The 21,304-nt window shown below is 63.2% G+C and carries 23 protein-coding genes; 18 read left to right on the forward strand and 5 right to left on the reverse strand.

Features of this window, described 5'->3' with window-relative positions:
- Nucleotides 1–50: 50 nt before the first annotated feature.
- The 5 genes from MTX36_RS21740 to MTX36_RS21760 all read right to left on the reverse strand — a co-directional run bounded on the left by MTX36_RS21740 (nt 51) and on the right by MTX36_RS21760 (nt 3,828).
- The gene (locus tag MTX36_RS21740; protein ID WP_243621731.1) at nt 51–1,103 is read right to left on the reverse strand and encodes an NAD(P)/FAD-dependent oxidoreductase; all 1,053 of its coding nucleotides are present in this window, start codon (nt 1,101–1,103) and stop codon (nt 51–53) included.
- Nucleotides 1,100–2,212, reverse strand: coding sequence for an MAB_1171c family putative transporter (locus tag MTX36_RS21745; protein WP_308124371.1), 1,113 nt, complete (start codon nt 2,210–2,212; stop codon nt 1,100–1,102). Before MTX36_RS21745 ends, MTX36_RS21740 begins: the two co-directional genes overlap by 4 nt.
- A complete protein-coding gene (locus MTX36_RS21750; RefSeq protein ID WP_219468700.1) occupies nt 2,209–2,748 on the reverse strand; it encodes a hypothetical protein in 540 nt (179 codons plus the stop codon). The genes MTX36_RS21745 and MTX36_RS21750 overlap by 4 nt, the downstream gene beginning before the upstream one ends.
- Before the next feature lie 21 nt (nt 2,749–2,769).
- Complete coding sequence (locus MTX36_RS21755) at nt 2,770–3,210, reverse strand: helix-turn-helix domain-containing protein (RefSeq protein ID WP_054832128.1); 441 nt, start codon at nt 3,208–3,210, stop codon at nt 2,770–2,772.
- Between the two features lie 171 nt (nt 3,211–3,381).
- On the reverse strand, nt 3,382–3,828 hold the full coding sequence (locus MTX36_RS21760) for a helix-turn-helix transcriptional regulator (RefSeq protein WP_099698589.1): 447 nt from the start codon (nt 3,826–3,828) through the stop codon (nt 3,382–3,384).
- 682 nt (nt 3,829–4,510) lie between these two features.
- Here MTX36_RS21760 and MTX36_RS21765 point away from each other — a divergent pair.
- The 18 genes from MTX36_RS21765 to MTX36_RS21850 form a co-directional block, all read left to right on the forward strand.
- Nucleotides 4,511–5,722 (forward strand): insoluble domain protein, encoded by a 1,212-nt coding sequence (locus MTX36_RS21765; RefSeq protein WP_219468696.1) that lies wholly within the window; start codon nt 4,511–4,513, stop codon nt 5,720–5,722.
- A gap of 83 nt (nt 5,723–5,805) precedes the next feature.
- On the forward strand, nt 5,806–6,879 hold the full coding sequence (locus MTX36_RS21770; protein ID WP_219468693.1) for a hypothetical protein: 1,074 nt from the start codon (nt 5,806–5,808) through the stop codon (nt 6,877–6,879).
- Complete coding sequence (locus MTX36_RS21775; RefSeq protein WP_219468690.1) at nt 6,876–7,733, forward strand: hypothetical protein; 858 nt, start codon at nt 6,876–6,878, stop codon at nt 7,731–7,733. The genes MTX36_RS21770 and MTX36_RS21775 overlap by 4 nt, the downstream gene beginning before the upstream one ends.
- Before the next feature lie 26 nt (nt 7,734–7,759).
- A complete protein-coding gene (locus tag MTX36_RS21780) occupies nt 7,760–9,367 on the forward strand; it encodes a cutinase family protein (protein WP_243621732.1) in 1,608 nt (535 codons plus the stop codon).
- Nucleotides 9,368–9,460: 93 nt separating this feature from the next.
- Nucleotides 9,461–11,158, forward strand: a complete 1,698-nt coding sequence (locus MTX36_RS21785; protein WP_083197738.1) for a peptidoglycan DD-metalloendopeptidase family protein — start codon at nt 9,461–9,463, stop codon at nt 11,156–11,158.
- Nucleotides 11,155–11,742, forward strand: a complete 588-nt coding sequence (locus tag MTX36_RS21790) for a hypothetical protein (protein ID WP_243621735.1) — start codon at nt 11,155–11,157, stop codon at nt 11,740–11,742. Before MTX36_RS21785 ends, MTX36_RS21790 begins: the two co-directional genes overlap by 4 nt.
- Entirely contained in the window at nt 11,739–12,428 is a 690-nt protein-coding gene (locus MTX36_RS21795) for a hypothetical protein (RefSeq protein WP_219468684.1), read from the forward strand. The genes MTX36_RS21790 and MTX36_RS21795 overlap by 4 nt, the downstream gene beginning before the upstream one ends.
- A gap of 18 nt (nt 12,429–12,446) precedes the next feature.
- The gene (locus MTX36_RS21800; RefSeq protein ID WP_019750045.1) at nt 12,447–12,770 is read left to right on the forward strand and encodes a hypothetical protein; all 324 of its coding nucleotides are present in this window, start codon (nt 12,447–12,449) and stop codon (nt 12,768–12,770) included.
- Nucleotides 12,767–13,033 carry a hypothetical protein gene (locus tag MTX36_RS21805; RefSeq protein WP_064075286.1) on the forward strand — a complete coding sequence of 89 codons (267 nt, stop codon included), beginning with the start codon at nt 12,767–12,769 and terminating at the stop codon, nt 13,031–13,033. Before MTX36_RS21800 ends, MTX36_RS21805 begins: the two co-directional genes overlap by 4 nt.
- Before the next feature lie 44 nt (nt 13,034–13,077).
- Entirely contained in the window at nt 13,078–13,728 is a 651-nt protein-coding gene (locus MTX36_RS21810; RefSeq protein ID WP_166813051.1) for a hypothetical protein, read from the forward strand.
- 28 nt (nt 13,729–13,756) lie between these two features.
- Complete coding sequence (locus MTX36_RS21815) at nt 13,757–14,611, forward strand: hypothetical protein (RefSeq protein WP_065353074.1); 855 nt, start codon at nt 13,757–13,759, stop codon at nt 14,609–14,611.
- Nucleotides 14,605–16,152: a hypothetical protein gene (locus tag MTX36_RS21820; RefSeq protein WP_219468681.1), complete on the forward strand. Its 1,548-nt coding sequence runs from the start codon at nt 14,605–14,607 to the stop codon at nt 16,150–16,152. Before MTX36_RS21815 ends, MTX36_RS21820 begins: the two co-directional genes overlap by 7 nt.
- A 55-nt stretch (nt 16,153–16,207) precedes the next feature.
- Complete coding sequence (locus MTX36_RS21825) at nt 16,208–17,698, forward strand: SCO6880 family protein (protein ID WP_042925332.1); 1,491 nt, start codon at nt 16,208–16,210, stop codon at nt 17,696–17,698.
- Nucleotides 17,699–17,729: 31 nt separating this feature from the next.
- Nucleotides 17,730–19,460 carry a hypothetical protein gene (locus tag MTX36_RS21830; protein WP_219468679.1) on the forward strand — a complete coding sequence of 577 codons (1,731 nt, stop codon included), beginning with the start codon at nt 17,730–17,732 and terminating at the stop codon, nt 19,458–19,460.
- Nucleotides 19,457–19,759, forward strand: coding sequence for a hypothetical protein (locus tag MTX36_RS21835; RefSeq protein WP_219468676.1), 303 nt, complete (start codon nt 19,457–19,459; stop codon nt 19,757–19,759). Before MTX36_RS21830 ends, MTX36_RS21835 begins: the two co-directional genes overlap by 4 nt.
- On the forward strand, nt 19,760–20,011 hold the full coding sequence (locus MTX36_RS21840) for a hypothetical protein (protein WP_065353077.1): 252 nt from the start codon (nt 19,760–19,762) through the stop codon (nt 20,009–20,011).
- A 24-nt stretch (nt 20,012–20,035) separates the two neighbouring features.
- Complete coding sequence (locus tag MTX36_RS21845; protein WP_156779027.1) at nt 20,036–20,296, forward strand: hypothetical protein; 261 nt, start codon at nt 20,036–20,038, stop codon at nt 20,294–20,296.
- A gap of 88 nt (nt 20,297–20,384) precedes the next feature.
- Nucleotides 20,385–21,304 (forward strand): type IV secretory system conjugative DNA transfer family protein (locus MTX36_RS21850; RefSeq protein WP_243621736.1); only part of this gene is annotated, 920 nt, incomplete at its 3' end.

Below are 21,304 nucleotides of genomic sequence, written 5' to 3' on the forward strand. Positions count from 1 at the left end.
TCATCGTAGATTTTAGCTGCACGATCTGAGGATCAGCGGGAGAGTCTTCGTTATCTTCTGCGATTGGCCAAGGCGGCTGTGCGCGCCTGCGCGACTTCGTCCAGAGAAGCCTCCGGCGAGCTTCCACGTTCCAGACCAGCAGCGAGGGCGGTTGCTACAGCCAGCGCATCGCCGATCGCCTCCGTGGCGCCGCTTCCAGATGCTGGGGAGGCTGCGTGTGCTGCGTCCCCGATAACCATCGTCCGCCCACTTCTCCAGCTAGGCATGTTGTCGTGGGCTGTCGCATTCGCTACGAACACTTCGCTCGTGCGCTCCAGCAATGATGGCGTGAGTTCTGCGAAACCGAGTCTCTGAGTAAGAACGCCTGACCAGTTCTCGACGGGCTGCCGCCCGCATTCGCTCTTCGGGAGTGCCCCCTCTGCGGCTAGCCTCGCGAACCAGAAGAGCCCTTGACCGTCGTCACCGTTCAGATATCCCAAGGTATCGTCGCCAAGGCCTCCGTCGAACTTCTCCTTCAAAAAGGACAGAACGCCTGCTTCTTCGACTGCGTTAGCGGTTGGAATGTGGGCGTAGATCACTGTCTGCCCCTGATAAGAAGCGTCAGGGCCGGTCAGGGGGTTGCTCAAGCGCACCGTCGACCCGACACCGTCACAGCCGAAAACGAATTGAGCGTGGATGTCTCGCCCACCGGCGGACACTGTTGCGCGGTCCCCATTGGATACGACCGAGACAACGTCCACACCCGTCTCGATCTTGGCGCCGGCCTCGGTCGCTGATTGCGCCAGGTAGTCGATCAGGTCGGCTCTCCACAGGTGTCTGAACTCAGTGCCTGAATCCGTGACAGGCAGTGGTGCGCCGGATGACTTTCCTGATCCCGCTCGAACGATTTTCTTGACGGCTACGCCAACGTGACGAAGTTCTTCGCTGACTCCAATCGAGATCAGTTGGTCGATCGCCTGTCCCGAGATTGTCAGGTACGCCCCTCCCTGCGAACTCAGGTCGGTCCGTCTCTCCAAGACAAGCACTTCGATATTTCTCTGTCTGAGTGCTGTGGCCAGAGTTAGTCCCGCGATTCCGGCACCTACGATTACTATCTGGTTCATGCTTTTCCTTCGGCTGCGGAATAGAGCAGGGAGAATTCGACGATGGATTTCACATCTTCATCGAAGGAATCACCATCCGGGGCAACAATCAGGTGAACGGGGACGATGATCTCTAACTCGTCAGGGCTTTCCAGAAGTTTACGAATTTCTCTAGCGTTCGCGGTTGCGCCGGCTGCGGCGTAGTCCTCGGGAACGATACTAGAACTCAGACGGATCAATCCGTCCCTGATCTCTATGAACATTCTATAGTGACGAATCATCAAAGAAGTGCGTCTTGGAAGTATCGACACCAGGGGGCCTGAACGCTTTTTCAACTCATGCCTAGGGAATTTGTTGGACAAGTCGTCCCAGAGGGCGGTCATCGCCGCAATATCCTTTTTGTATTTTCTTCGTAGCGCCAACTGAGCCTTGCGCTGTAATATCGCAGGAATGCAGATACCCAGGATAAATAGCAGTATCCCCAGCGACATCCCGGCACGACCGAGTACCCTCAAACTGTGCGGCATGTATCCGTCTTTGGCCAGGTAAACGAGTTGCAGCGTCAGAATGAGTTCGGCTGCTACGAGGACAAATGATCCAATCGACAGCACTTTCAGGCCCCGCGATAGTGCTCCTTTGGATATCTTGGCTGCGCGGAACGAGAGCATCGAAATAACGAGGAATCCGATTGGAAAGAAGATCTTGGAGGAGAAATAGAATCCGACGACGCCGGCGGAGTCGAATTCGAATACTTCCGTCCCTGCTGGCACTACCCATGTGAAGTACAGGCCACCGAGGACGGATGCCAGAAAGGTCGTTACGGCTACAGCTGCATAGGCATGTCGCGCCTTTGGATTCCCCCAATAGTAAATGAAGTACAGAGCAGTGCTGAGGATAGCGAGCATGAGGAACATCGACTGCAACCAGGCGAACAGATAGGTGTGCAGTCCGCCATTTATCACATCGACTTTGGACGCGATCTCCAGAAGAGCCGAGATTCCGAGCAGTGCGATTGCCCATACGACCATCCATTCAGATGACTTACTGGGCCGTCTCCACAATGCCCACGCACGCCATAGGGCCACTCCGAAAATGATCAAAGTACGTGCGATTATGAGAAACCAGATCATATCGACTGAATCCTGTCCTGCAATGCCGTCGCGAGGTGACGCCCCTGTGCACTGCTCTGTACAACTGGAGCTATCGCGTATGCGAGGTTTACCCAGCTCATGACGAGGGACGCTACGACTTCTGCATCATGCTCGATGACGTTGGTGTAGTCCCCTCTCCGATGTGCGTCGAAGAGTTCCTCGTCGGGGTTCTCCATCAGAGAGCCACAGACCAGGTGACCCAGCTCGTGTGCGACGTTGTGTACCTGATGCACGAGGGTCGCGGCTTGTTCGAAATAGATCACGATTCCCTGGTCATCGAGGAGCGTGGCCGCAAACGGTCCACGCGGCGACAGCGAACGAGCCTCAAGGTCAATAGGGGATCCGATGAGCTCTGAAATTCCCGAAAGAATCAGTGGCGCTTGCTTATAGGGGTCGACAGCTTGGACGTCGAGGCCACGCAGGAATTTTCGCGTGCGGTGCACAAGTCGGAGGTGCCGGAACGCTGCGTCCTCCGGTGGCACTTCGATGAGCGCGGGGTATGCAACTGGCTTCATAGGGCCAGCGTAATTTGCTAGCTACTCTTCCGGCAGGTCAGGTGGATCGAGTGGTAGACCACGCCGCTTACGAAAGGAGCGGATCAGGTCGTTGACGACCTCAAGATCGCCGCTGTCCAACCCCGCCAGCCGGAAGGCGACAGCATGGACATTCGTATCCGCCCGCAGTCGCGCGTAGTCGAGTTCGGTCTTGGTTCGTGTGGCAGTTTCCTCGTCGAGGAAATAGCGGACATCCACTCCGAAGGCTGCGGCTATACCTGCTGCCGTCTTCAAACTAGGGGACTTCGCCCGACCTGTTCGAAGGTGGGATAGGTAGGTCTCACTGATGGGGTATCCCATCTCGGTAGAGCGGCGGGCCAGTTGTCCCAAGGTGTAACGCTTGCCGTCTGCATTTGGCACACCGGCGAAGAGCTGTTCGAGCCGCTCAGCGAACACGCTGGAATCTTCAGCAGGCTGCTCCATTGCGCACCGACTCCTCACCGTTTTTCGGGATCACGACATTTCGAGCACACACCTGTCGGATTCCAGTGCTATCGTACTGCCGAACCATACGATAGTTATCGAAACGATGAGAACTTGCGTTACCGAGACGCCACACCCCCACAAGGACCGAGCATGGACCCGCAGACGAAATCATGGGCTCTCCCCGATTCCGCGGTTGCGCGCCTTGTCGTAGCCAGCTCTCACGGCCTCAGCGTCCACCCCAAGTGCTTCAGCCAGAACAGCAGCACGCTCGTCGGTCAGGCGCACTTCCGCCCGCTCCAGCGCCCCGATCGCTGTCGTACTGATGTTGGTGACGCGCCCGAGCTGCGGCTGAGTGAGGCCTGCAAGTATCCGGAGATCAGCAAGACTGCGAACACCGTCCGGCACATCGACAAGGTCCGTGATTTCACATTTCAGCGCCTTTGCAACTTGCACGAGCGTGTCGATCCCAGGAGTTCGGCGCCCCTTCTCCCAGTCCGCGATAGCAGTCACGCTGACATCGGCGAATCGCGCAAGGTCAGGTCGGGACATTCCCAGCGATTCCCTGCGCTTCTTGAGAGCGTCAGGGACGAAGTTACGCAGGATTCGCCTGCTCACGCTTTGCCTTCGTCCACGGTTGTTCATTCTTCCAACCTAGTAACCGGAAGTCACAACGCGCGGAGTTTCATAGCGGGCACCATGCGCCCATTGGCTGCGCGGGTATAACGCGCTATGCTAGGGGATGAAAAAGCATGTGATTCATATGGTTACTGAACGAAGTAGCTGAACAAAGAAAACCCCAGGGCGTGACTCTGATTGGCGTCCGAACACTCCCCGGGGTCCCACTGCGGCATCACCCAGCTGGATGACTTCACAGGTCTTCGAGTCTAGGCGGCGTCGTTGAATACGCAACCATCCGGAGGCAACCATGGAAAAGATCTCCAGCCTTTCCATTGAATCTGATCCCCGCGGTTTAATTCCCGCCGGCATTTCCGATCGTCCGACCTCGGCTGAATACTTCGTCGTTGCCTCATATCGCGTTATCGAACCTGTGTTGTGCGCAGGCCGGGCCGTCGGTCACACATGTGTACCCGCCCTCGTGGTCGGCGCACGACTCTGCCCGGTCGGACATTCATTGATTCCTGCGGGCTCCCTCGTTATGGCGCATTTTTCACGCTCCATCGAACTTCCCGGCGCTGTTGCGTCGGGATCGAAGGCCGCGTAACTCTCGCATTTTGTGCGGCCAAGCACGTCCAATGTTCCGTTAGTTGTTGAACCACAACAAGTTTGAAGGGATGTCATGAAGCAGTTCAAGAAACCACGGTCCGGTGGCCGCCACCGGTCACCGTCGACGGGTGCGGTCGCAGCCGTGACGTTGGCGGCGATGGTCGGAGCCGCCTTCGTCAATGCCGGAGTTGCGATCGCAGCGCCGACCCAGCCGGGCATTACCGCTCCGTCGCAGCCGGGCATTACGACGCCTCCACCTGCGTCTGAGCAGCCGGGTATTACTACTGCCCCTGAGGTTCCTGCGCCGACGTCCGATCGTTCGTACTGGACTCCGCCTCCGGCTGAGTACGACAACATTCAGTGGAAGCCTTCGCCGTCGACGCAGCAGTCGTCCCCGAACAATGCAGGCGATAGCAGCGGGAACTACGTTGCGCCGGCGTATTACGGCGACCCGATCGACGTGGGGACACTCCATCTCCCGACCGAAGTCGAGATCATCGCTCCGATCGAAGCACCGCCCCAGATGTTGCAGCTGGGTGATTACGTCGGGCCGAAGCCCAATTGGATGTCCGACGAGTATCTCGAACGCACCAATAACACTGCATCTGTCGGTGTTTCACAGTTCGCGACATTCTGGTCCAGTGTCGGCGTCGACGTCGATCGTTCACAGCGTGTCTCGGCTGCAACCTTCGGCGGAGCCGCAGCAGGTGCCTTGGCTGCCGGAACCGCAGGGTTCACAGTGGGCGCATTGGGTGGCGGCACAGTGGGCGGTTTGATCGGGGCCGGTATGGGCGGTCTGGTTCCGCTCCCGCCGCCGCTGCCGGAAGCGACGACAGGCGTCGTCGGCACGGCGATCGGTGCCGGTGCAGGTGGATTGCTTCTCGGGATTCCCAGTGCCGCGGCTGGAGCTGTGGTGGGCGGTCTGACGGCGGGAGCAATCGGTGCCGGTGACACCGATGCCGAGCCTCGCCACATCGACGTGCCGAACCTTCCTGAGCCGGACGCACCTGCGATCACCTCCCAGACCAGTGACGCGCTGGCGGCGCAGGCCCCGCAGATCGCGCAGGTCGTCACCGATGCTGTGGCGTCCGTTCCGCAGATCACCGAGAACGTCAACGCGCAGCTCACTACTGCACGTGAAACCGTCCTCGCTCAGCCCGGTGGCGATCAGGTCATCGCCGCACTCGACAACGCGGCCGTCGAAGCGAATTACGCCTTCGGACCTACCGCCGATCTGATCGGCCAAGCCCTCGGCGCTGCTGCCGCTGGAGCGACCCCCGCGTAATCACTACCGCCGCCGGGGTCGGGGCTTCGGCCCCGGCGGTGTTAGTCGAAGTTCTTTTTCTTTGCACGAGAGGAAATATCGACATGTCAGGTCAGAACTGGTTTCCACCGTTGGACCCGACCGAGTTCGCCGACGAAGTGGACACGGGAGAGCAAACCCCAGACGCCGACGTACATTCCGAGCCCGAGTCCGAAAACCCCGATGAGGAATCAGAACCCGACTCCCTACTCGACCATGCCGAAACTGTTGAGAGCGAACCGGTTTCCACCGGCAACGCTTCCTCGGCAGACGAGACCGTTGTCGCTGCGGTGAGCCGACCTACCCAACACCTCACTCCCACATTCGAACTCGCAGATGAGGACAAGACCGGACCGGCGACCGATCCGATCGCCGGGTCCGTCGGTGTTGTCCGCACGCTCCCGGTCGTCACTCTCGCTGTCAGTGATCTGAATACACAACCGGATTGGGCATCGGAATGGGAGCTGCCGGCCACCGATCCGGAACCGACACCGACCGCCCCGGATGCGGGGGAGCGGATCGGTATCCCCGAACCTCTCCCTGGATCCGACCGGTCGCGTGGCCGGACCCGCCGCACGAAAGCCGCTGTCGGGGGAGCCGCTGCGGCCGTGCTGGCCGTCCTCGTCGGCGGAACCGCAATCGCGCTGGCCTCCGGTTCCGACGAACCGGACGCTCCAGCCTCCCTCGAAGTACCTGGAACCACTACGGCCCCGCCAGCGGCGGGGACGTCTGTCGCCGGGGCGCAGGCCGCCTCGTCCTGGTGCCCGAGCAGCGTCAAGGGTGACGTCATCAGCGGGAATGGCCCTGGCGGTACCGGATCTGGCCCTGATGCGATCCTCGGATTTCAGCACGCCTTCTACGTCGATCGCAATGCGGACAAAGCGCGAGGCTTCGCCACTCCGGAAGCTGCGGCCACCCAACTGGCGACCTTGCAAGCCGGCATCGACGACGGCGTCCCGGTCGGCACCGAGCATTGCGTTCTGATCCGCCCGTCCGGTCAGCCGGGTGTCTTCGCCGTAGAGATGGTCCAAAAAGCCGCGGACGGCGCGATCGTGCGATACGCGCAAACCATCAGCACGACCGTGCGTGACGGAAAGACGCTGATCGCGGCCATCAACGAGAGCGTAGGCACGCCGTGACGTGGGCAGGGGACTGGCTGGGCGGCGAGCCGACAGAAAACAACGAATCCGACGAGAAGCCGTCGGCACCGGTCGACGACACCGCACCGCCGCTCGTGCCCGGATCCGAGGCAGAAGCCCCGGTCGATGAAGTGCCCGAGCCAGAAGATGCACTGATTCCGCTGGCACCGCCTTCTGCTGTGCTGATCGCCGGGGTTGCCGGTGGAGTCGGAGCCACCACGACAGCGGTCGGCCTGGCGAGTGCACTGCACACCGAACTCGTCACTGCTGCCGCCGTGGATACGACCCCCGCCGGCGGTGACCTGTCCGGCCGTGGCTGCGGGCGCGAGCTGAACCCCGGCCAATGGGTCTCCGAGCACGGGGTGCTGTGGGGTCGCCGCACGCTCGGGGAGCTGAGCGGCGACGCTGCGGCGCTCGAGTCCGTTCACTCACTCCTGACCGCGTCCGGTCATTTTCCGATCTACGACGCCGGAAACCCCTTGCGTGCACAGCATCTCGCTCCGCTCCTGGCCGATGCGTCGGTCGTGATCGTCCTGGTGGTGTCCAGTCGCGGCGACTCCGTAAACCGTCTTCCCTCCGTCCTGGAATGGATCGAGAGCACCCTCGGCGCACACACGTTGGCATCGGTCGTCGTGGCCGTCGTCGAGGTCCGTCCCGGTTCGACGCCGGTGGCCGATCACCTCAGTGCCCATATGGCGGGCCGGATCGGAGCGGTGCGCCTGATCGGTCACGACCGGTCGTTGGCCGCAGGAGGACCGATCGCGACCTCGGCGATGGGCAGCGGTGTCGAGCAGGACTTCACCGCTCTCGCCGCCGACGTACGAAACCTCGGTGCAGCCGCGCCGACGCAGTGAACAAACACATCCGAAGGGAAATCCGCATGAGATATGCGAGAGGGATCACCACAGCGGTGACGGCCACGGTCGTCCTCGCACTGGCAGGAACCAGTCTGGCGAACGCCGCACCCACCTCAGGCGACTCCGCACCGATGCCCTGCACCGCTCTGGGAGTCTTCGGTGTTCAGGGGACCAACCAGTCCGCGCCGGATGCCGACCCCACCATCGACAGCGGCTTCCTCGGCATGTCGGTGATGGTGCCCTTGCTCCAGTCCGCTGCCGGTGAGGTCTCACGGATGCTCGTCCCGTACGCCGCCGACTTCGGTTGGCGGGGAGCGACGTACGAGCAGTCGATGACCGAGGGGGTCGACAAGACCAGCCAAGCGATCGCCGATTACGCCGATAGGTGCCCCTCGTCGATGATCGCGGTGACCGGATATTCGCAAGGCGCGCAGATAGCGGACACCGTCATCCGCAATATCGGCAGCGGCAAAGGCCCGATCACAGCGGACAAGCTCGCCGCCGGCGCATTGTTCTCGTCCCCGAATCGCCCGCAAGGTGCCAGTACCTTCCCCGGCGGCTCGTCCGGGCAGAGTTCACCGACACCACCCAAGGGCGTTGCCACCTCTGCCTTGTCGGATCTGACGGTGACCACCCCGACCCCTGCTGACGGCGGCGGCATAGCCCCGAACTACGCCGCCTCGTCCGGGTACGGCTCTGTTGCCGGCCGTGTCGCTTCGTTCTGCACCGACGGCGACCTCGCATGCGCGACACCACAAGATGCGACGCTGGCCCGCACGGTCACCAATATCGCTGGGCAGCTGCACCTCGAGCAGCAGGATCCGCAGAAAACTCTCCTCGACCTCGCGGGCGCATTGGGTGGGGCGACAATTCGTACCGCCGCCGACGTCGTCAACGACGACATCAACTTCTCCAACGGCCGGTTCACCGTGCAGTCTTCCGGAAAGACCATCCTCGGGCGCCTGTCCACGAATTCCGATCCGCGCTCCGCCACTCCGGACGCGGACGCCGATGTCATCCGGGCAGTCATCAAAACCGGTGTCATGGGATTGCAAGCGGGCATCGCGGTCGCGAAGAAAGTCCTCACACTGGACACGATCGGCACCCTCGCCACCGTCGGCATGGCCAATCCCCCTGCTGCACTGGGCATCTTGGCAGCGAAAGTCGGGGACGCGGCAATGAGTCTGTTCCCGCCGTCCACCGGCACCCAAATCCAGAAGTACATCTACAACGAAGTCCAGCGCGGCATTTCCGACAACAAGGACCTGCTGAAGATGGCAACGCAGGTCAAATACTGGGACACGGCCCGCAACCACGGCACCTACGACTCGATTCCCGTGGGAGGACAGGGACAGACCCCGGCGAAGTTCACCGTCGAGTGGTTCTCCACCCTCGCGAAAGAACTCTCGTCCGGATCCACGTCGGCCGGGGCGAGCACCACGAAAACAGCCTCGCCGACGACTCGTCCGAGCGGGACGCCCTCTGCGGCCCCCTCGACGCCGCTGACCAGCTCGGTGTTCGCCACGACCTCGGCGGTTTCTCCCGAAATCGTCGGGCCGGGCGGAGCGTTCGCGCCTGCCCAGATCCCGACTCCCACCCAGGCGCCGGCCGCCGCACCGCCCGCGCAGTGATCGGTCGGCGGCGCACGGAACTCCTCTGCTGCGCCGCCGCCCAGCAAACCCCGGGACGCACTGACGTCCCACTCCAACCGAAGGGACCATCTCGTGTCAGATGACAGCAGCAGCGGAGGCGTCGGCGGCACCATCGCCGTTGTCGGTGCCGCAGCCGTCGCGTTCCTTCTGATGATCATGGCCGTGGTGGTCGTTCTCGTTTCCGAGGACGAAGAGTGCGCTCCCGTCGAAAACGGGGGCGGCCAGGTCGCCGCTGCTGGTTCGCTGGTCAAGCCCACCAAGTCGTCCGAAACAACGGACACCTCTCCGTTCGGTCCGCGATGGGGCACCGAACACAAAGGACTCGACCGTGCAGGTCCGGTCGGTACCCCGATCTACGCGTTCACCGACGGCCGCATTCGGGAAGCCGGTCCCGCTGACGGCTTCGGGAACTGGATCATCGTCGATCACGAAATCGAGGGCCACGTATACAGCAGCGTCTACGGGCACATGTTCGACGACGGTGTGATGGTCCGCGCCGGAGAGCAGGTCCGCGGCGGTCAGCAGATCGGGGCGATCGGCAATGCCGGCGGCTCGACCGGGCCGCACCTTCATTTCGAGGTGTGGGACGGGGGTCGTCTACCCGACGGCGCCGGTACCGCGGTGGATCCGCAACCGTGGATCGACAAGGCCGCCGAACCCGGCGAGGCTCCCGCTGCGCCGGCACCGACTTCCCCGGGCTCGGGCGATGCGGGCGATGAAGGTTCCGGGTTCGGAGGTTTGGACGGCCGACAGTTGGCGATCGCGAAGCAGATCGTCGCGGTCGGTGAAGTCATGGGCATTCCAGATCGCGGCGTCGTCGTCGCGCTCGCAACCGCAAGCCAGGAATCCGGCTTTCGCATGTACGCCAATGACGGCACCGATCCTCGCCTCGAAGCCGATCAGAAGGACGTGGGCCGATCCCTGGACTTCCCACACGATGCTGTCGGACGAGATCACGGCTCCGTCAATCAGTTTCAGCAGCAGTACCCGTGGTGGGGAACGCTCGAAGAACTGATGAACTCTGCCACTGCATCACGCAAATTCTACGAAGCGCTGGCCAAGCAGAGCGGGTGGGAATCGCTACCGATCACCGTCGCAGCACAGAACGTTCAAGGATCGCTGTACCCGGACGCGTACGCCGACGACGAGCCGATCGCCACCACGTTGGCGGCCAAGTTCAAGGGCGCCGGGGCGAACATGTCCGAAGCCGACCTCGCATCCATCGCAGCTGGTGGAGCCATCGCCGTCGCCGACGGCGGCAGCGCTGCCTGCAACGATCAGCAGCCCGCACCCGGTAGCGGCGGCGGCGAGGGTCCAGCCAGCGAGTTCGGACGAGCCGTCATCCTGGCTGCCTCGCGCTGGATCGGTACCCCGTACGTCTGGGGCGGTGGCGACACGAACGGCCCCACCGGCGGCGGATTCGACTGCTCAGGTCTGACGCTGTACGCGGTCTACCAGGCATCCGGCGGACGAATCAGCCTGCCGCACTTCACCGGATCGACCGCAGATCCCGGACAGCTCTACGACTCACGCGGCGCAGAAGTCCCCATCGACCAGAAACAACCCGGCGACCTGATCTTCTTCGGCCCCGCCTCGAACACGCACCACGTCGGCATCTACTACGGCCTCGAGAACGGCGAAGAAATGTTGCTTCACGCTCCGACCGAAGGCCAGACCGTCACCATCGCTCCGTTGTCAGGGATGTCGGGAGAACAAATGCACGTCCGCCGCTTCGGCGCATCACAACCGCAACCGCAGGAGGCACGATGACACACCGGACTGACCGCAGACCGATGAGGTTGACCGCATTCGCAGCCATGACCTTCGCTGTTCTCGCACTTGTCGGATGCGGCCGCAGCAATGACCACGACCACCCGATGGATGAGGGCGGCCCCACCCAATCATTGACTGTTCCCGCCGATCCAACTCTGCCGGAACCGTTTTCCTCGGTCGATCAAAGCGATCCGGAAGCCGTGATGGTCGCGGCCGCGCAAGCTCTGTTCTCGTACACCCCCGGGGCGGACACCAACCAGATCGACGCCGCGAACCGGGCAGCACCGTTGCTCGACGAGCGGTACTACACCGACAACGCGTCGTCCTTCATTGCTCTGGCACCGATCACCGGCCGCCAATGGGAGTCCTGGCGTGAGCAGAACGCGGTGGCCACGGCCACGGCGACGGTGACCGCCGACAATCACCCCGAGGACAAGCCCGCAAAGGTCTCACGAGTCGTGGCAGTGACGGTGACCGCCGTCGATGCCGGCGGCCGGGAGATTGATCGGGTTCCGTTCGCGGCGTACATGACCGCCACCAAGCTCGGTGTGTGGCGCGTGAGCGCGGTGATGGTCCGATGACCAGCGCATATGCCGATGTTCCGCGCCGCGGTGCTCCGATGCCGAGCGGTCCACGCATCGCGGGGGCTGTGATGCCCGGGATCGATGAATCCGCTCCGATCTGGGAAGGCCCAATCGAACGTGAGGCTCTGACCCCGGCCCGGCCGCTTGTCTGGTTTCTCGGAGCTACCGGAGGTGCCGGAGTCTCCTCGCTGACGCGTTCCCTCGCATACGCGGGGGACTGCCAGCGCGGCTGGCCCGGATACATCGGTGACCTACCGGGCGCGGACTCGCCGCTGGTGGTGCTCGTTTTTCGCACGACGATGCACGGCGTAGAGCGTGCTCATTCACTGCTTCTGCAACACGCCGCCGGTGGCACGCCGGAAGGAACACACATCCTCGGCGTCGTGTCCGTCGCCGACAGTGATCGCCCACTGTCCAAGCCGGTCCGGAACCGTCTAGCCGTCGTCGAGTCGCTGGCGCGCTCGCTGGCCGGGCACTGCTGGGACGTGCCGTGGCTCGAACCTTGGCGGGTCATGCCTCCTCGTGAGCTTCCCGAGTGGTCTCCGTCCTCGACGTTGCCGGCCGACAAGAAAGCGGCGCGTGACCCGACGAAATACCCCGTCGCCCCGGTGATCGCTCTCCACGACCAGATCCGAGTCGCAGCAGCAGCTCGGGTGAAGGAAATCAGTTCTTCCGCAACATAACTCGAAAGGCACCTTCTCATGAACGCACTCCACACCATCAACACCTACATCCTCGCTCAGCAGCCCGCGCCCTTCCCCTCGCCTGGACAGGGCGGGGACGTGATCGACGTTCAGATGACCACTCCGCCGTCAGGCGACAAGTTTCAGATCCTGCTCGGCGTCGGCCTGTGGGCGGCAACAGCTTTCCTGATCGGACTGGGAATGATGGCCGGCGTCAAGTTCGCCCAGTCGTTCGCCGACGGCACCGCCGGACGCGGCGAAAAGATGATGGTGGTCGGTGTCGCCGTCGGCGCGATCATCACGTCCTCCGCCGCCTCGTACGTCACCTGGTTCATGGAGTGAGTACTTCGATACTGGCCGCAGGCGGCGGCATCAAGATGCCCGGCGAAGACGTCCTGGTCCCGCTCGGGCAGATGCTCGGGGTGTTCCTGTGGTTCGTCGCAGCCGGTCTGATCGTCGCCGCGATGCGCGCCGGTGTCGAAGTCGCGCACCGCTTCGACGACGGCGAAGTCACCGGCCCCGGAATCCGGCGGTTGATCGCGATCGCCATCGGCGCCATCGTCACCGCCTCCGCAATCACGTGGGCGGGATGGCTCCTCATCTAGCCCGTCTCGATTCCACTACTCACTTTGCGAAAAAGAAGGAAATCATGGCAATTCACCGTTACCGCCTCGTCGGCGCCCTCGTCGCCGCAGCTCTCGCGCTGTCGGTGGCCACCGCGTGCGGATCGTCGCAGGAGGACCCCGGAACCGGCACCGCGGCGGTCGACACCAGCGCAGCGCCGCAGCAGGTGCAGTGGGAGAGCTACCGCGGTGTCGCTGTCCCTGTCTCCGCTGTCGACGGACCGACGAGCGTTTCGGCGAAGATCCCGTTCGGATACAGCCGAACACCCCAAGGGGTGGTGATGGCCGCCATTCAGGGCCAGAGCCGTCTCGCACTCGCACCGGACGAGACCTGGGCGCAGACCGCACAACTGCTGACCGCCCCTGGCCGGGGCCGTGACGCGTACGCCGTGGCGCGGGTGATGACCTCCATCACCACCGAAGCCGATCCTGCTCAGACAGCCCAGTTCGCCGGATTCCGCATCGAGGACTACAGCCCAGACCAAGCCGTGGTGTGGCTGGCCACACGGATGCCGGACGCTGCGCTGTCTGCGTCGCCGACCTCGCTGATCTGGCAAAACGGCGATTGGAAGATCACTCTCCCTGATCCGCAGCCCGAGACCTCCGAAGCTGCGCCCACCGATCCAGTGCCGTTGACCTCGCTCGACGGATACACCGCCTTCTCCTACGCCGACTGATCTTCCCCCGACTTTTCAGGAGCCACCCGTGAGTAACCGCACCGAACCCCGCGAGACGACAGAAGGATCGCGCCTTCGCCGCACCGGCGAGTGGTTGGCGACCAGCCGCACGACCGGGATTGCCGCTGCCGTGTTCTGCGCGCTTCTCTCGGTGGTCGTGGCCGTGGCCGTGTTCATCGCCGTCACCCGCGACGACGATTCCGCCGGCGCCGGCGCCCCCACTGCCACCCAGCCGCCCGCGACGGCACCAGCAAAACCCGACAGCGGCACTGCATTCGGCGTTCCGTCGGCGGATCTGTTCGGCCGCGTGATCGCCAACCCCGTCAACCCGCGTGGTCAGGCGTTGCCGCAGTCGCCGGCAGATCGCCCCTCGTTCAAGGAAGGTGACCCGGTCCCCGCTCCGGAGGGGTTGATGTGGCAGCAAGTCGGTCCGTTCATCCTGCCGTTCTCGACCTCCGACGGTCCCACTCGAGTAGATGGCCCATTGGCCACGGGTTTCGCTCGCACCCCTCAGGGCGCTGCGCTCGCTGCCTGGCAGATCAGCATGCGGACGGTCATGGACCAGGAATCACTCGATGAGGTCTTCGACAACCAGATCGAACCCTCGACACGTGGGAACAAGGCGTCGTGGGCGCCGAAGAAGTGGATCGACTGGAGCCAGCTGCCCCCTCAGTACATCCCGGCGGCATTCAAGATTTCCGGTTGGAGTGCTGACAACTCGTTCGCGGTCGTGGAGGTCGCGGCCCGCGACAAGACTCCGGGCTCCTGGTTCACCACTCGCTTCGAGGTCGTCTGGCAGGACGGTGATTGGAAGATCCGTCGCCCGTCCACCCAGCTGCCGCCGCAGACGATCACTTCGCTGACGGGGTGGACCCAATGGTGAAGCGTCTGGCTGCGATCGCGGCTCTGCTCCTGGCTGTGCTGGTCTTCGGGCCAGTCGCGCTCGGGCATGCCCAGCCCCCGGCAGATGATCCGGGCACTTCGGAAACCGGGCAACCGCCGGCTGACGACGACATGTATGCCGGTTGCCGCGACGTCGGTGATTCCGTACCGGTCGTCGGTGGGTTCCTCGAGCGGTTCTGCGACTTGGGCACTGCTGTGGCCAATCCACAGGACGCGGCCGGCGAGTTCGCCGACGGGATGTGGAAATCGGGCGTCGGCAAGGCCGCCGAAGTGTTCCTCGACGGTTGGAAAAAGGGCATCACTTTCATGCTGACGTGGTGGATGACCAACTCGGTCACCGGCGCGGTCGGAAACAGTGACACCGAGAACACCGTCTGGCAAGTGCACCAATTCTTGCGAATATTCCAGATAGCGGCGTTCATGATCTCGGTCGGGATCTCCGCACTCAAACTCGCCTGGGCCAAATCGCGTCTGGCACAGCAACATGCCGAAGAAACGGCAATGATGTTGACCCGCACAGTGTTCGCGTCCTGGACTCTGGTTCCGCTCATCCTCGCCGGTGACGAACTCTCCCGAGCAGCGGGTGTGTGGCTGGTTCAAGCGATGGTCGGAGAGAACATCGACGAAGCGGCGAACAAACTCCTCGCCGTCGCCGAAGTCGGCCCTCTCCTGGGTCCGGGCTTGATTTTCGTCTTCGCGATCTTGGGCATCGTCGGAACCGCCGTGCAAGCGGTGTTCATCATGATGCAGATCGCGATGCTGCGCCTCGTCCTCGGATGGGCGCCGATCGCGGCCGCCGCATCAGGAATCGGCAGCGCCGGAATGCAGGCCTGGACGAAGCTACGGAATTGGGCGGTGGTGTTCGCACTGTTCCCGTTCGTCGCTTCCAGCGTGTACGGGATCGCTTTCCTCTCGGCCGCCGGTGCTACCGACGCACAAGGTGTCTTTGCCGGAATGATCCTGCTGACACTCTCGTGCCTGACGATGCCGGCGTTGGCGAGGCTGATCGTTCCTGCGATGGGTTCGATGGCCGGCGGCAACGGCGGCGCGGTGCTGGGCGGAATGCTCGCCGCGACCGGCGCGAGTATGGGCGCTTCGATGATCCAGTCGATGTCCTCCTCGGCTGAACAGGATTCCGGGTCCTCTTCGTCGTCGAGCGTTCAGGGCGGCCCGAGTACGGAACCGACCGGCTCCAGCACCCCCTCATCCGGGTCGAGCTCACCGGCGCCCTCGGGCGGTGGCACGGAAGCTGCATCGAGCGGTCCCTCTGGGGCAGCGACCGCGAGCGGTTCGTCCGGAGCAGCATCCGGTGGCGCATCCGGAGCAGCATCCGGCGGTGCAGCTTCCGGCGCGGCCGCGGCCGCTGGTCCTGTCGGTGCGGCCGTCGCCGTCGGGCAGGAAGTCTCCGACCGGATCGGCAGCGCTATGGGCGCCGTCGCGTCGACGATCGGCGACAGCGCCGCCGGAGCAAGTGGGGGCGCGGACGTTCCGGACGAGCCGCAAGGTGGGCGGTCCGGATGAGCGCACACCGCACCGCACCGTTTGACCTCATTGATTCCATCCTCAAGGAGCAGCTATGAGCACCGAAGCACCGGCCCGCCCGAACACCTACGGTGGTCTTCACGAAGCCCCCTCGACGTACCTGTTCGGTGTGTCGAAGAAAATGTTTTACGTCTTCGCGTCGGGCATCGTGGCCGGCATCGTTGCACTGCTCGCGGGGTTTTTCGTCTCCGGAGCGGTGATCCTCGGCGTAGTGGTGCTGACCTGGGCGCCGCTCGCTGCACGCATCGGCGGCAAGTCAGGGTACGAATTCGCCACTGAACTCACCGGGTGGCGCAAGCAGCGTCGGCGCGGCCAGCACATCCTGCGCGCTGGTTCTCTCTCGAATGCGCCCGGAGGCCGAACCCGAGTCCCGGGAATCGGCGCTCCGATCGAAATGTGGTGGGGAATCGACAAACTGGGCCGACGATTCGGAATGAGTCATCTACCGAAACTGCATCAGTACACGATCAGGCTGCGTTGCTCTGTGCCCGGATACAAGGGTGTCGAACAGGGTCAGGTCGACCTCGACGTCGCCAACTGGGGCGAGTTCATCAACCTCAGCGGACAGACGCCGGACATCGAAGCGATCGCCACCATCATCGAAACCCTCCCGGAGACAGGCGCGCGGCAAGACGCGGAAATCACGCGACTGTGCAAACCCGGCACCTCTGAACTCGCACAAGCGGTGGTCCGCGAATCGGGGACCGGCGTGCGTCACGGAATCCAGTTGCACACCCACATGGCGCTCACCTTCACCGCGAACACGGAAGCCAAACGCAAGGATCCGATGGCGATGATTGCCGATCTGGCAGAACGTCTTCCGTCGATCTGCGCGAACCTCGGCACATTCCGCGTGACCGCTGTCCCGATGTCCGATCACGAAATCTCCGCAGTCGTGCGCCGCGCATACGATCCCCGCCCGGTTGTCGAAGCCGAGGTGGAATCGTCACTGCGCAGCGGAGAGATGTACGTCGACTGGCTCGATGCCGGCCCGATGACGGCCGAGGAAACCAAAAACACCTACTTCCACGAGGGAGCGGCCTCGCGGACCTGGGTGATGAACGCACCCCCGTCCGGTGCCCGCAACGAACGGATCCTCAAAGCACTTCTCGAAGGCCACGGCGACGTCCCGCGCAAGCGCGTGACACTGATTCACCGGCCGATGTCCCCGGCCGACGCCGTGAACGCAGTCGAGAGCGGCTACGTCTACGCAGTCGGTGAACGCAATGCCCAACGCGGTATCGGGTCGGTCCGCGCAGACCTCAAGGTCAAGGCAGCAGACCGTACTCGCGTCGAGGTCGGCAACGGTGCCGGCGCGACAGCGGTCTCGCTGATCGTCACCGCGTCGGCAAGTACCGAAGCCCAGCTCGACATTCAGGCCGACACGATCGAATCCCTGGTCGCCGGGTGCTCGACGAAGGTACGGCCCGCATGGCGATACCAGGCAGCGGCATTTCTCTCGGGCGTCGGAGTCGGGGTCTATCTCCAAGACCACGCAACGACGGCGAAAACCTTGCAGGCCTGAACCGGCCGACCACCACCGACAGGAGAAAACGATGAGTGTGATGTTGCGCCGCCGGATCGCAGACCTGACCGGCACGTACGAACCCGGACGCAAGAAGCAGAATGCTTCCCTACGCGATCCGATGGCAGCGGCACGCAAACGCCGCCAGGCAGAGGAAAAACAACGCATCGCAGACGAGAAGGCAGCGGCGAAAGCCGCCGAACTCGCACGCGACCCTTCCCGAACCGAACCGAAATGGCGCCGCGCCCCCAAACTCACCGACCGCGGTTTCGCCGGCCACGGCGGCGGCAAGATGGGCGTCGTACCCAAGCCGCCGGAGTTCCGCGGCACCAGTGTGCAGGCATGTGGGCTCTCCCCGTGGGTAGTAGGTAGCACCTATCCGATGGTCGGAACCCCGCTCGGGAAAGATCCCGACGGCATCTCGTTCCACTACGACCCGATCACCGCCACCTACCGTTCACGCCGACAGAACACCCCCAGCGTGTTCATGCTCGCCCTCCCCAGTAACGGCAAGTCCACGGTGGGCCGCAAACTCGTCAGCGGCGCCGTCGCCCAAGGTCACATCCCGTTCGTGTTCGCCGACACCAAACCCGACTTCACCAAGGAAATCGAAATCATCTGCGGCGATCGCGGCAAGATCGTGCGCCTGGGACACGGCGAGGGGTACCTCAACCCGCTCGCGATCGGAGCTCTCGGGTCGGTGATTCCGCTGCTCGCGGACTTCCCCGACTTGCAGAAGAAAGTGATCAAGCAGGTTCACCAACGCCGCAAGCGAGTGATGCAGTCGCTGTGCGAGATTGAGCGCGGAACAGCGCTGACACAGGCCGAACGCAACATCATCACCGCGGCGCTGCGCCTACTCGAAAAGGACCCCCGTTTCGGGTACGACAATCCGCCGCTGATCTCGGATCTGCTCACGTTGATCGAGAACCCGCCGGAAGAGTTGATGCGCAAGGCGTACACCCGCGACAAGGACAAGTACCTCGCCAAGGTCGAATCCCTCCTCGAGACGCTGTCCGCGCTGCTCGACGGCGATCTCGGTGAGGTGTTCTCCCAGCAGACGACCACCCCGATCGACTTCACCGGCGAGGATCGACCGACCGGTGTGTGCGTGGACATTTCAGCGCTCAGCCACGGTGACACCAAGCTCGAAGCTGCGGTGATGGCCGCATGCTGGGAGGACGGATTCGGCGCCATCGAAGCCGCACACGTCCTCGCCGATTGCGGACTTCGCGACCGGTTGCTCTTCCTGGCGGTGCTCGACGAATTCTGGCGAGTCCTCGCCGGCCCCGGAATGGTCAGCCGCGTCGACGCCCTCACCCGCCTGACCCGCACCGTCGGAACGGCGCTGGTGATGATCACCCACACCGTCAAGGACCTCGAATCACTCGAAATGGACTTCGACATCATGAAGGCCAAGGGCTTCATCGAACGCGCCGGAGCGTTGATCGTGGGCGCCTTGACCTCGGACGAAATGGACAAACTCGACTCCATCATTCCGTTCACCCGCGCAGACAAGGCATGGGTCTCCGCGCTGTCGTCCCCAGCCGGCTACGACGCCCAACTCGAAAAGCCAGGACCACCCCCAGGCCGAGGGTTTTTCCTGCTCAAACAGGGCACCGAACGCATTCCAGGGCACCGTTTCGAGACCGTCCTGACCCCCACGGAGCTGAAATACCAGTGGCACGACACCGACAGTCGGTTCGTCGACGCCACCGACGCCGGACACGCGGCACAGACAGCGAAGGACAACGCGGCATGAGCGGCAAACGCAGCACCCGCGGCAACCGCTACGGAGCAGAGGTGCGCAGTGCCACAGTCGCTTTGGTCGACAAGCTGCGCCCTCAGTATCCGTCTCTGTGGGCAACGATTGAGCGTGTCTCCGCCGATACCGGCATCCACACCTCCACCGTGCGGGCATGGTGGCGGCAGCGGGAAGGCGCAGACGCCGTGAAACCGCAACCGTGCGCCCCGGATTCCGAAATACATTCCCTCCGCGTCGAACTCGAAGCACTACGCGAAGTGAACCGTGAACTGATCGCCGCGAACAGAGGCCTGTAGATGACGCATATCTTCCTTTACAGCACCGCCACCGAAGCCGGTGAGCCGTCCGCTGCGCTGCAAAGCGCCGTACAGAAGATGCACGACCTGGTTGCCGACCTCGAAACGAAACACCGATTCGTTGCAGTACAGGGCCATTCGCACACCGTCATCCCCGCTCAAGTAACGGGAACATCGTTGACGGGCAGACCACGTGCCGGTTACGCCGTCACTTTGACCACCGTCGTCGAGATACCGACGGACAACACGTAAATCCGACAGTTGGGAAACAACATCATGTTTGGACGATTCGCGAGTGGATCGAGTGACGGACAAGCTGGTGCGCTTTTGGAGAGCGCCATCACCGGCCTGACCATAGCCGTTTTCGTGATCGCAGCAGTCAGTGTGCTGTTCGGACTAGCCGCGATCGCCGACGCAACGTACGTCCGCAAGACCGGCCGGAAACCGCGCATATCACCGAACGTCAACGGCCCCCGCCTGATCGTCTTTTCACTGACCGCAGTCGCCCTCGTCGTCCTTCTGCGCCTCATGTCCTGACCGGAGTAATCAACCCACAGCTATGCCCAACAATTTTCCGCCGAAGTTCTTCTCTGTAAACAGTTTCCGACACCGCAGGAGGTAAATCATGAGTAAGGGTTCCGTGCGTGATCCCAGTCAAGGTGACGTGGCGTTCGAGGTGCTCGGTGTGTGCGCCGGGATCGCGGTTGCCGGCGTCGTCGGCGCCTCCGTCGCGATGCAGTTCGGCACCGAGCAGGATGTTCCGGTCAATCCGATGGCGATGGTCGCGGGCCTGATCAAGGGCGATCTCGTGTGGGAGTCCGGTGCGAGCGTAGTGGCGATTGCCTTCGCCTTGGCGTTGATCGTGCTGGTCGCAGTGGGCATGTGGTTGTTGATCCTGCGCAAGCGGGACAGCACCCGCGTCGACGAGCTGGCCAAGTACATGGGCCGCGGTCGCGACATCGCTTCGTTGACGGAACAGGCATGCCGGGCAAAAGCCGAATCCTTGCAGGTGCGGCTCCGTCCCGATGACGTTGTCGGCATCCAGCTCGGGTACCTGTTGCTGCCGAGCAAGCCGGTGTTCGGGTCGGCCCCGATGTTGCGCGGCAGCTGGGAGGACCTGCACGTCGATATTTGGGGTCCTCGCACCGGTAAGTCGACCAGTCGCGTCATCCCCGCAGTTCTCGATGCTCCCGGCGCAGTCCTGACGACGTCGAACAAACGCGATGTCGTCGACGCGACCCGCGACGTTCGAGAGGCAATGGGCTCGCAAGTCTGGGTGTTCGATCCGCAGAGGGTCGCCAATGAGGAACCGAGTTGGTGGTGGAATCCGCTCACGTGGGTGACCGACGAAGTCAGGGCCGCCGACCTGGCCGATCATTTCGCCTCCGGTGACGACGGACTCGAAGCGAAGACGGACGCATTCTTCGATCCGGAAGGAAAGGATCTGTTGGCGGCACTGTTCCTGGCTGCGGCACTCGATCGCCGCCCGATCACACAGGCATATACGTGGGTCACGGACGTGCAGAACCAGGAAGCGGTGAAGAT

This window comes from Rhodococcus sp. ARC_M6 (assembly GCF_022810305.1).
Classification (GTDB): Bacteria; Actinomycetota; Actinomycetes; order Mycobacteriales; family Mycobacteriaceae; genus Rhodococcus_F.

Coding starts and splice junctions, on each gene's coding strand:
- MTX36_RS21765 (WP_219468696.1), top strand. CDS start 4,511: ATGAAGCAGTTCAAGAAACCACGGTCCGGTGGCCGCCACCGGTCACCG.
- MTX36_RS21750 (WP_219468700.1), bottom strand. CDS start 2,748: ATGAAGCCAGTTGCATACCCCGCGCTCATCGAAGTGCCACCGGAGGAC.
- MTX36_RS21800 (WP_019750045.1), top strand. CDS start 12,447: ATGAACGCACTCCACACCATCAACACCTACATCCTCGCTCAGCAGCCC.
- MTX36_RS21755 (WP_054832128.1), bottom strand. CDS start 3,210: ATGGAGCAGCCTGCTGAAGATTCCAGCGTGTTCGCTGAGCGGCTCGAA.
- MTX36_RS21845 (WP_156779027.1), top strand. CDS start 20,036: ATGTTTGGACGATTCGCGAGTGGATCGAGTGACGGACAAGCTGGTGCG.
- MTX36_RS21810 (WP_166813051.1), top strand. CDS start 13,078: ATGGCAATTCACCGTTACCGCCTCGTCGGCGCCCTCGTCGCCGCAGCT.
- MTX36_RS21825 (WP_042925332.1), top strand. CDS start 16,208: ATGAGCACCGAAGCACCGGCCCGCCCGAACACCTACGGTGGTCTTCAC.
- MTX36_RS21820 (WP_219468681.1), top strand. CDS start 14,605: ATGGTGAAGCGTCTGGCTGCGATCGCGGCTCTGCTCCTGGCTGTGCTG.
- MTX36_RS21795 (WP_219468684.1), top strand. CDS start 11,739: ATGACCAGCGCATATGCCGATGTTCCGCGCCGCGGTGCTCCGATGCCG.
- MTX36_RS21830 (WP_219468679.1), top strand. CDS start 17,730: ATGAGTGTGATGTTGCGCCGCCGGATCGCAGACCTGACCGGCACGTAC.
- MTX36_RS21835 (WP_219468676.1), top strand. CDS start 19,457: ATGAGCGGCAAACGCAGCACCCGCGGCAACCGCTACGGAGCAGAGGTG.
- MTX36_RS21745 (WP_308124371.1), bottom strand. CDS start 2,212: ATGATCTGGTTTCTCATAATCGCACGTACTTTGATCATTTTCGGAGTG.
- MTX36_RS21790 (WP_243621735.1), top strand. CDS start 11,155: ATGACACACCGGACTGACCGCAGACCGATGAGGTTGACCGCATTCGCA.
- MTX36_RS21740 (WP_243621731.1), bottom strand. CDS start 1,103: ATGAACCAGATAGTAATCGTAGGTGCCGGAATCGCGGGACTAACTCTG.
- MTX36_RS21840 (WP_065353077.1), top strand. CDS start 19,760: ATGACGCATATCTTCCTTTACAGCACCGCCACCGAAGCCGGTGAGCCG.
- MTX36_RS21770 (WP_219468693.1), top strand. CDS start 5,806: ATGTCAGGTCAGAACTGGTTTCCACCGTTGGACCCGACCGAGTTCGCC.
- MTX36_RS21780 (WP_243621732.1), top strand. CDS start 7,760: ATGAGATATGCGAGAGGGATCACCACAGCGGTGACGGCCACGGTCGTC.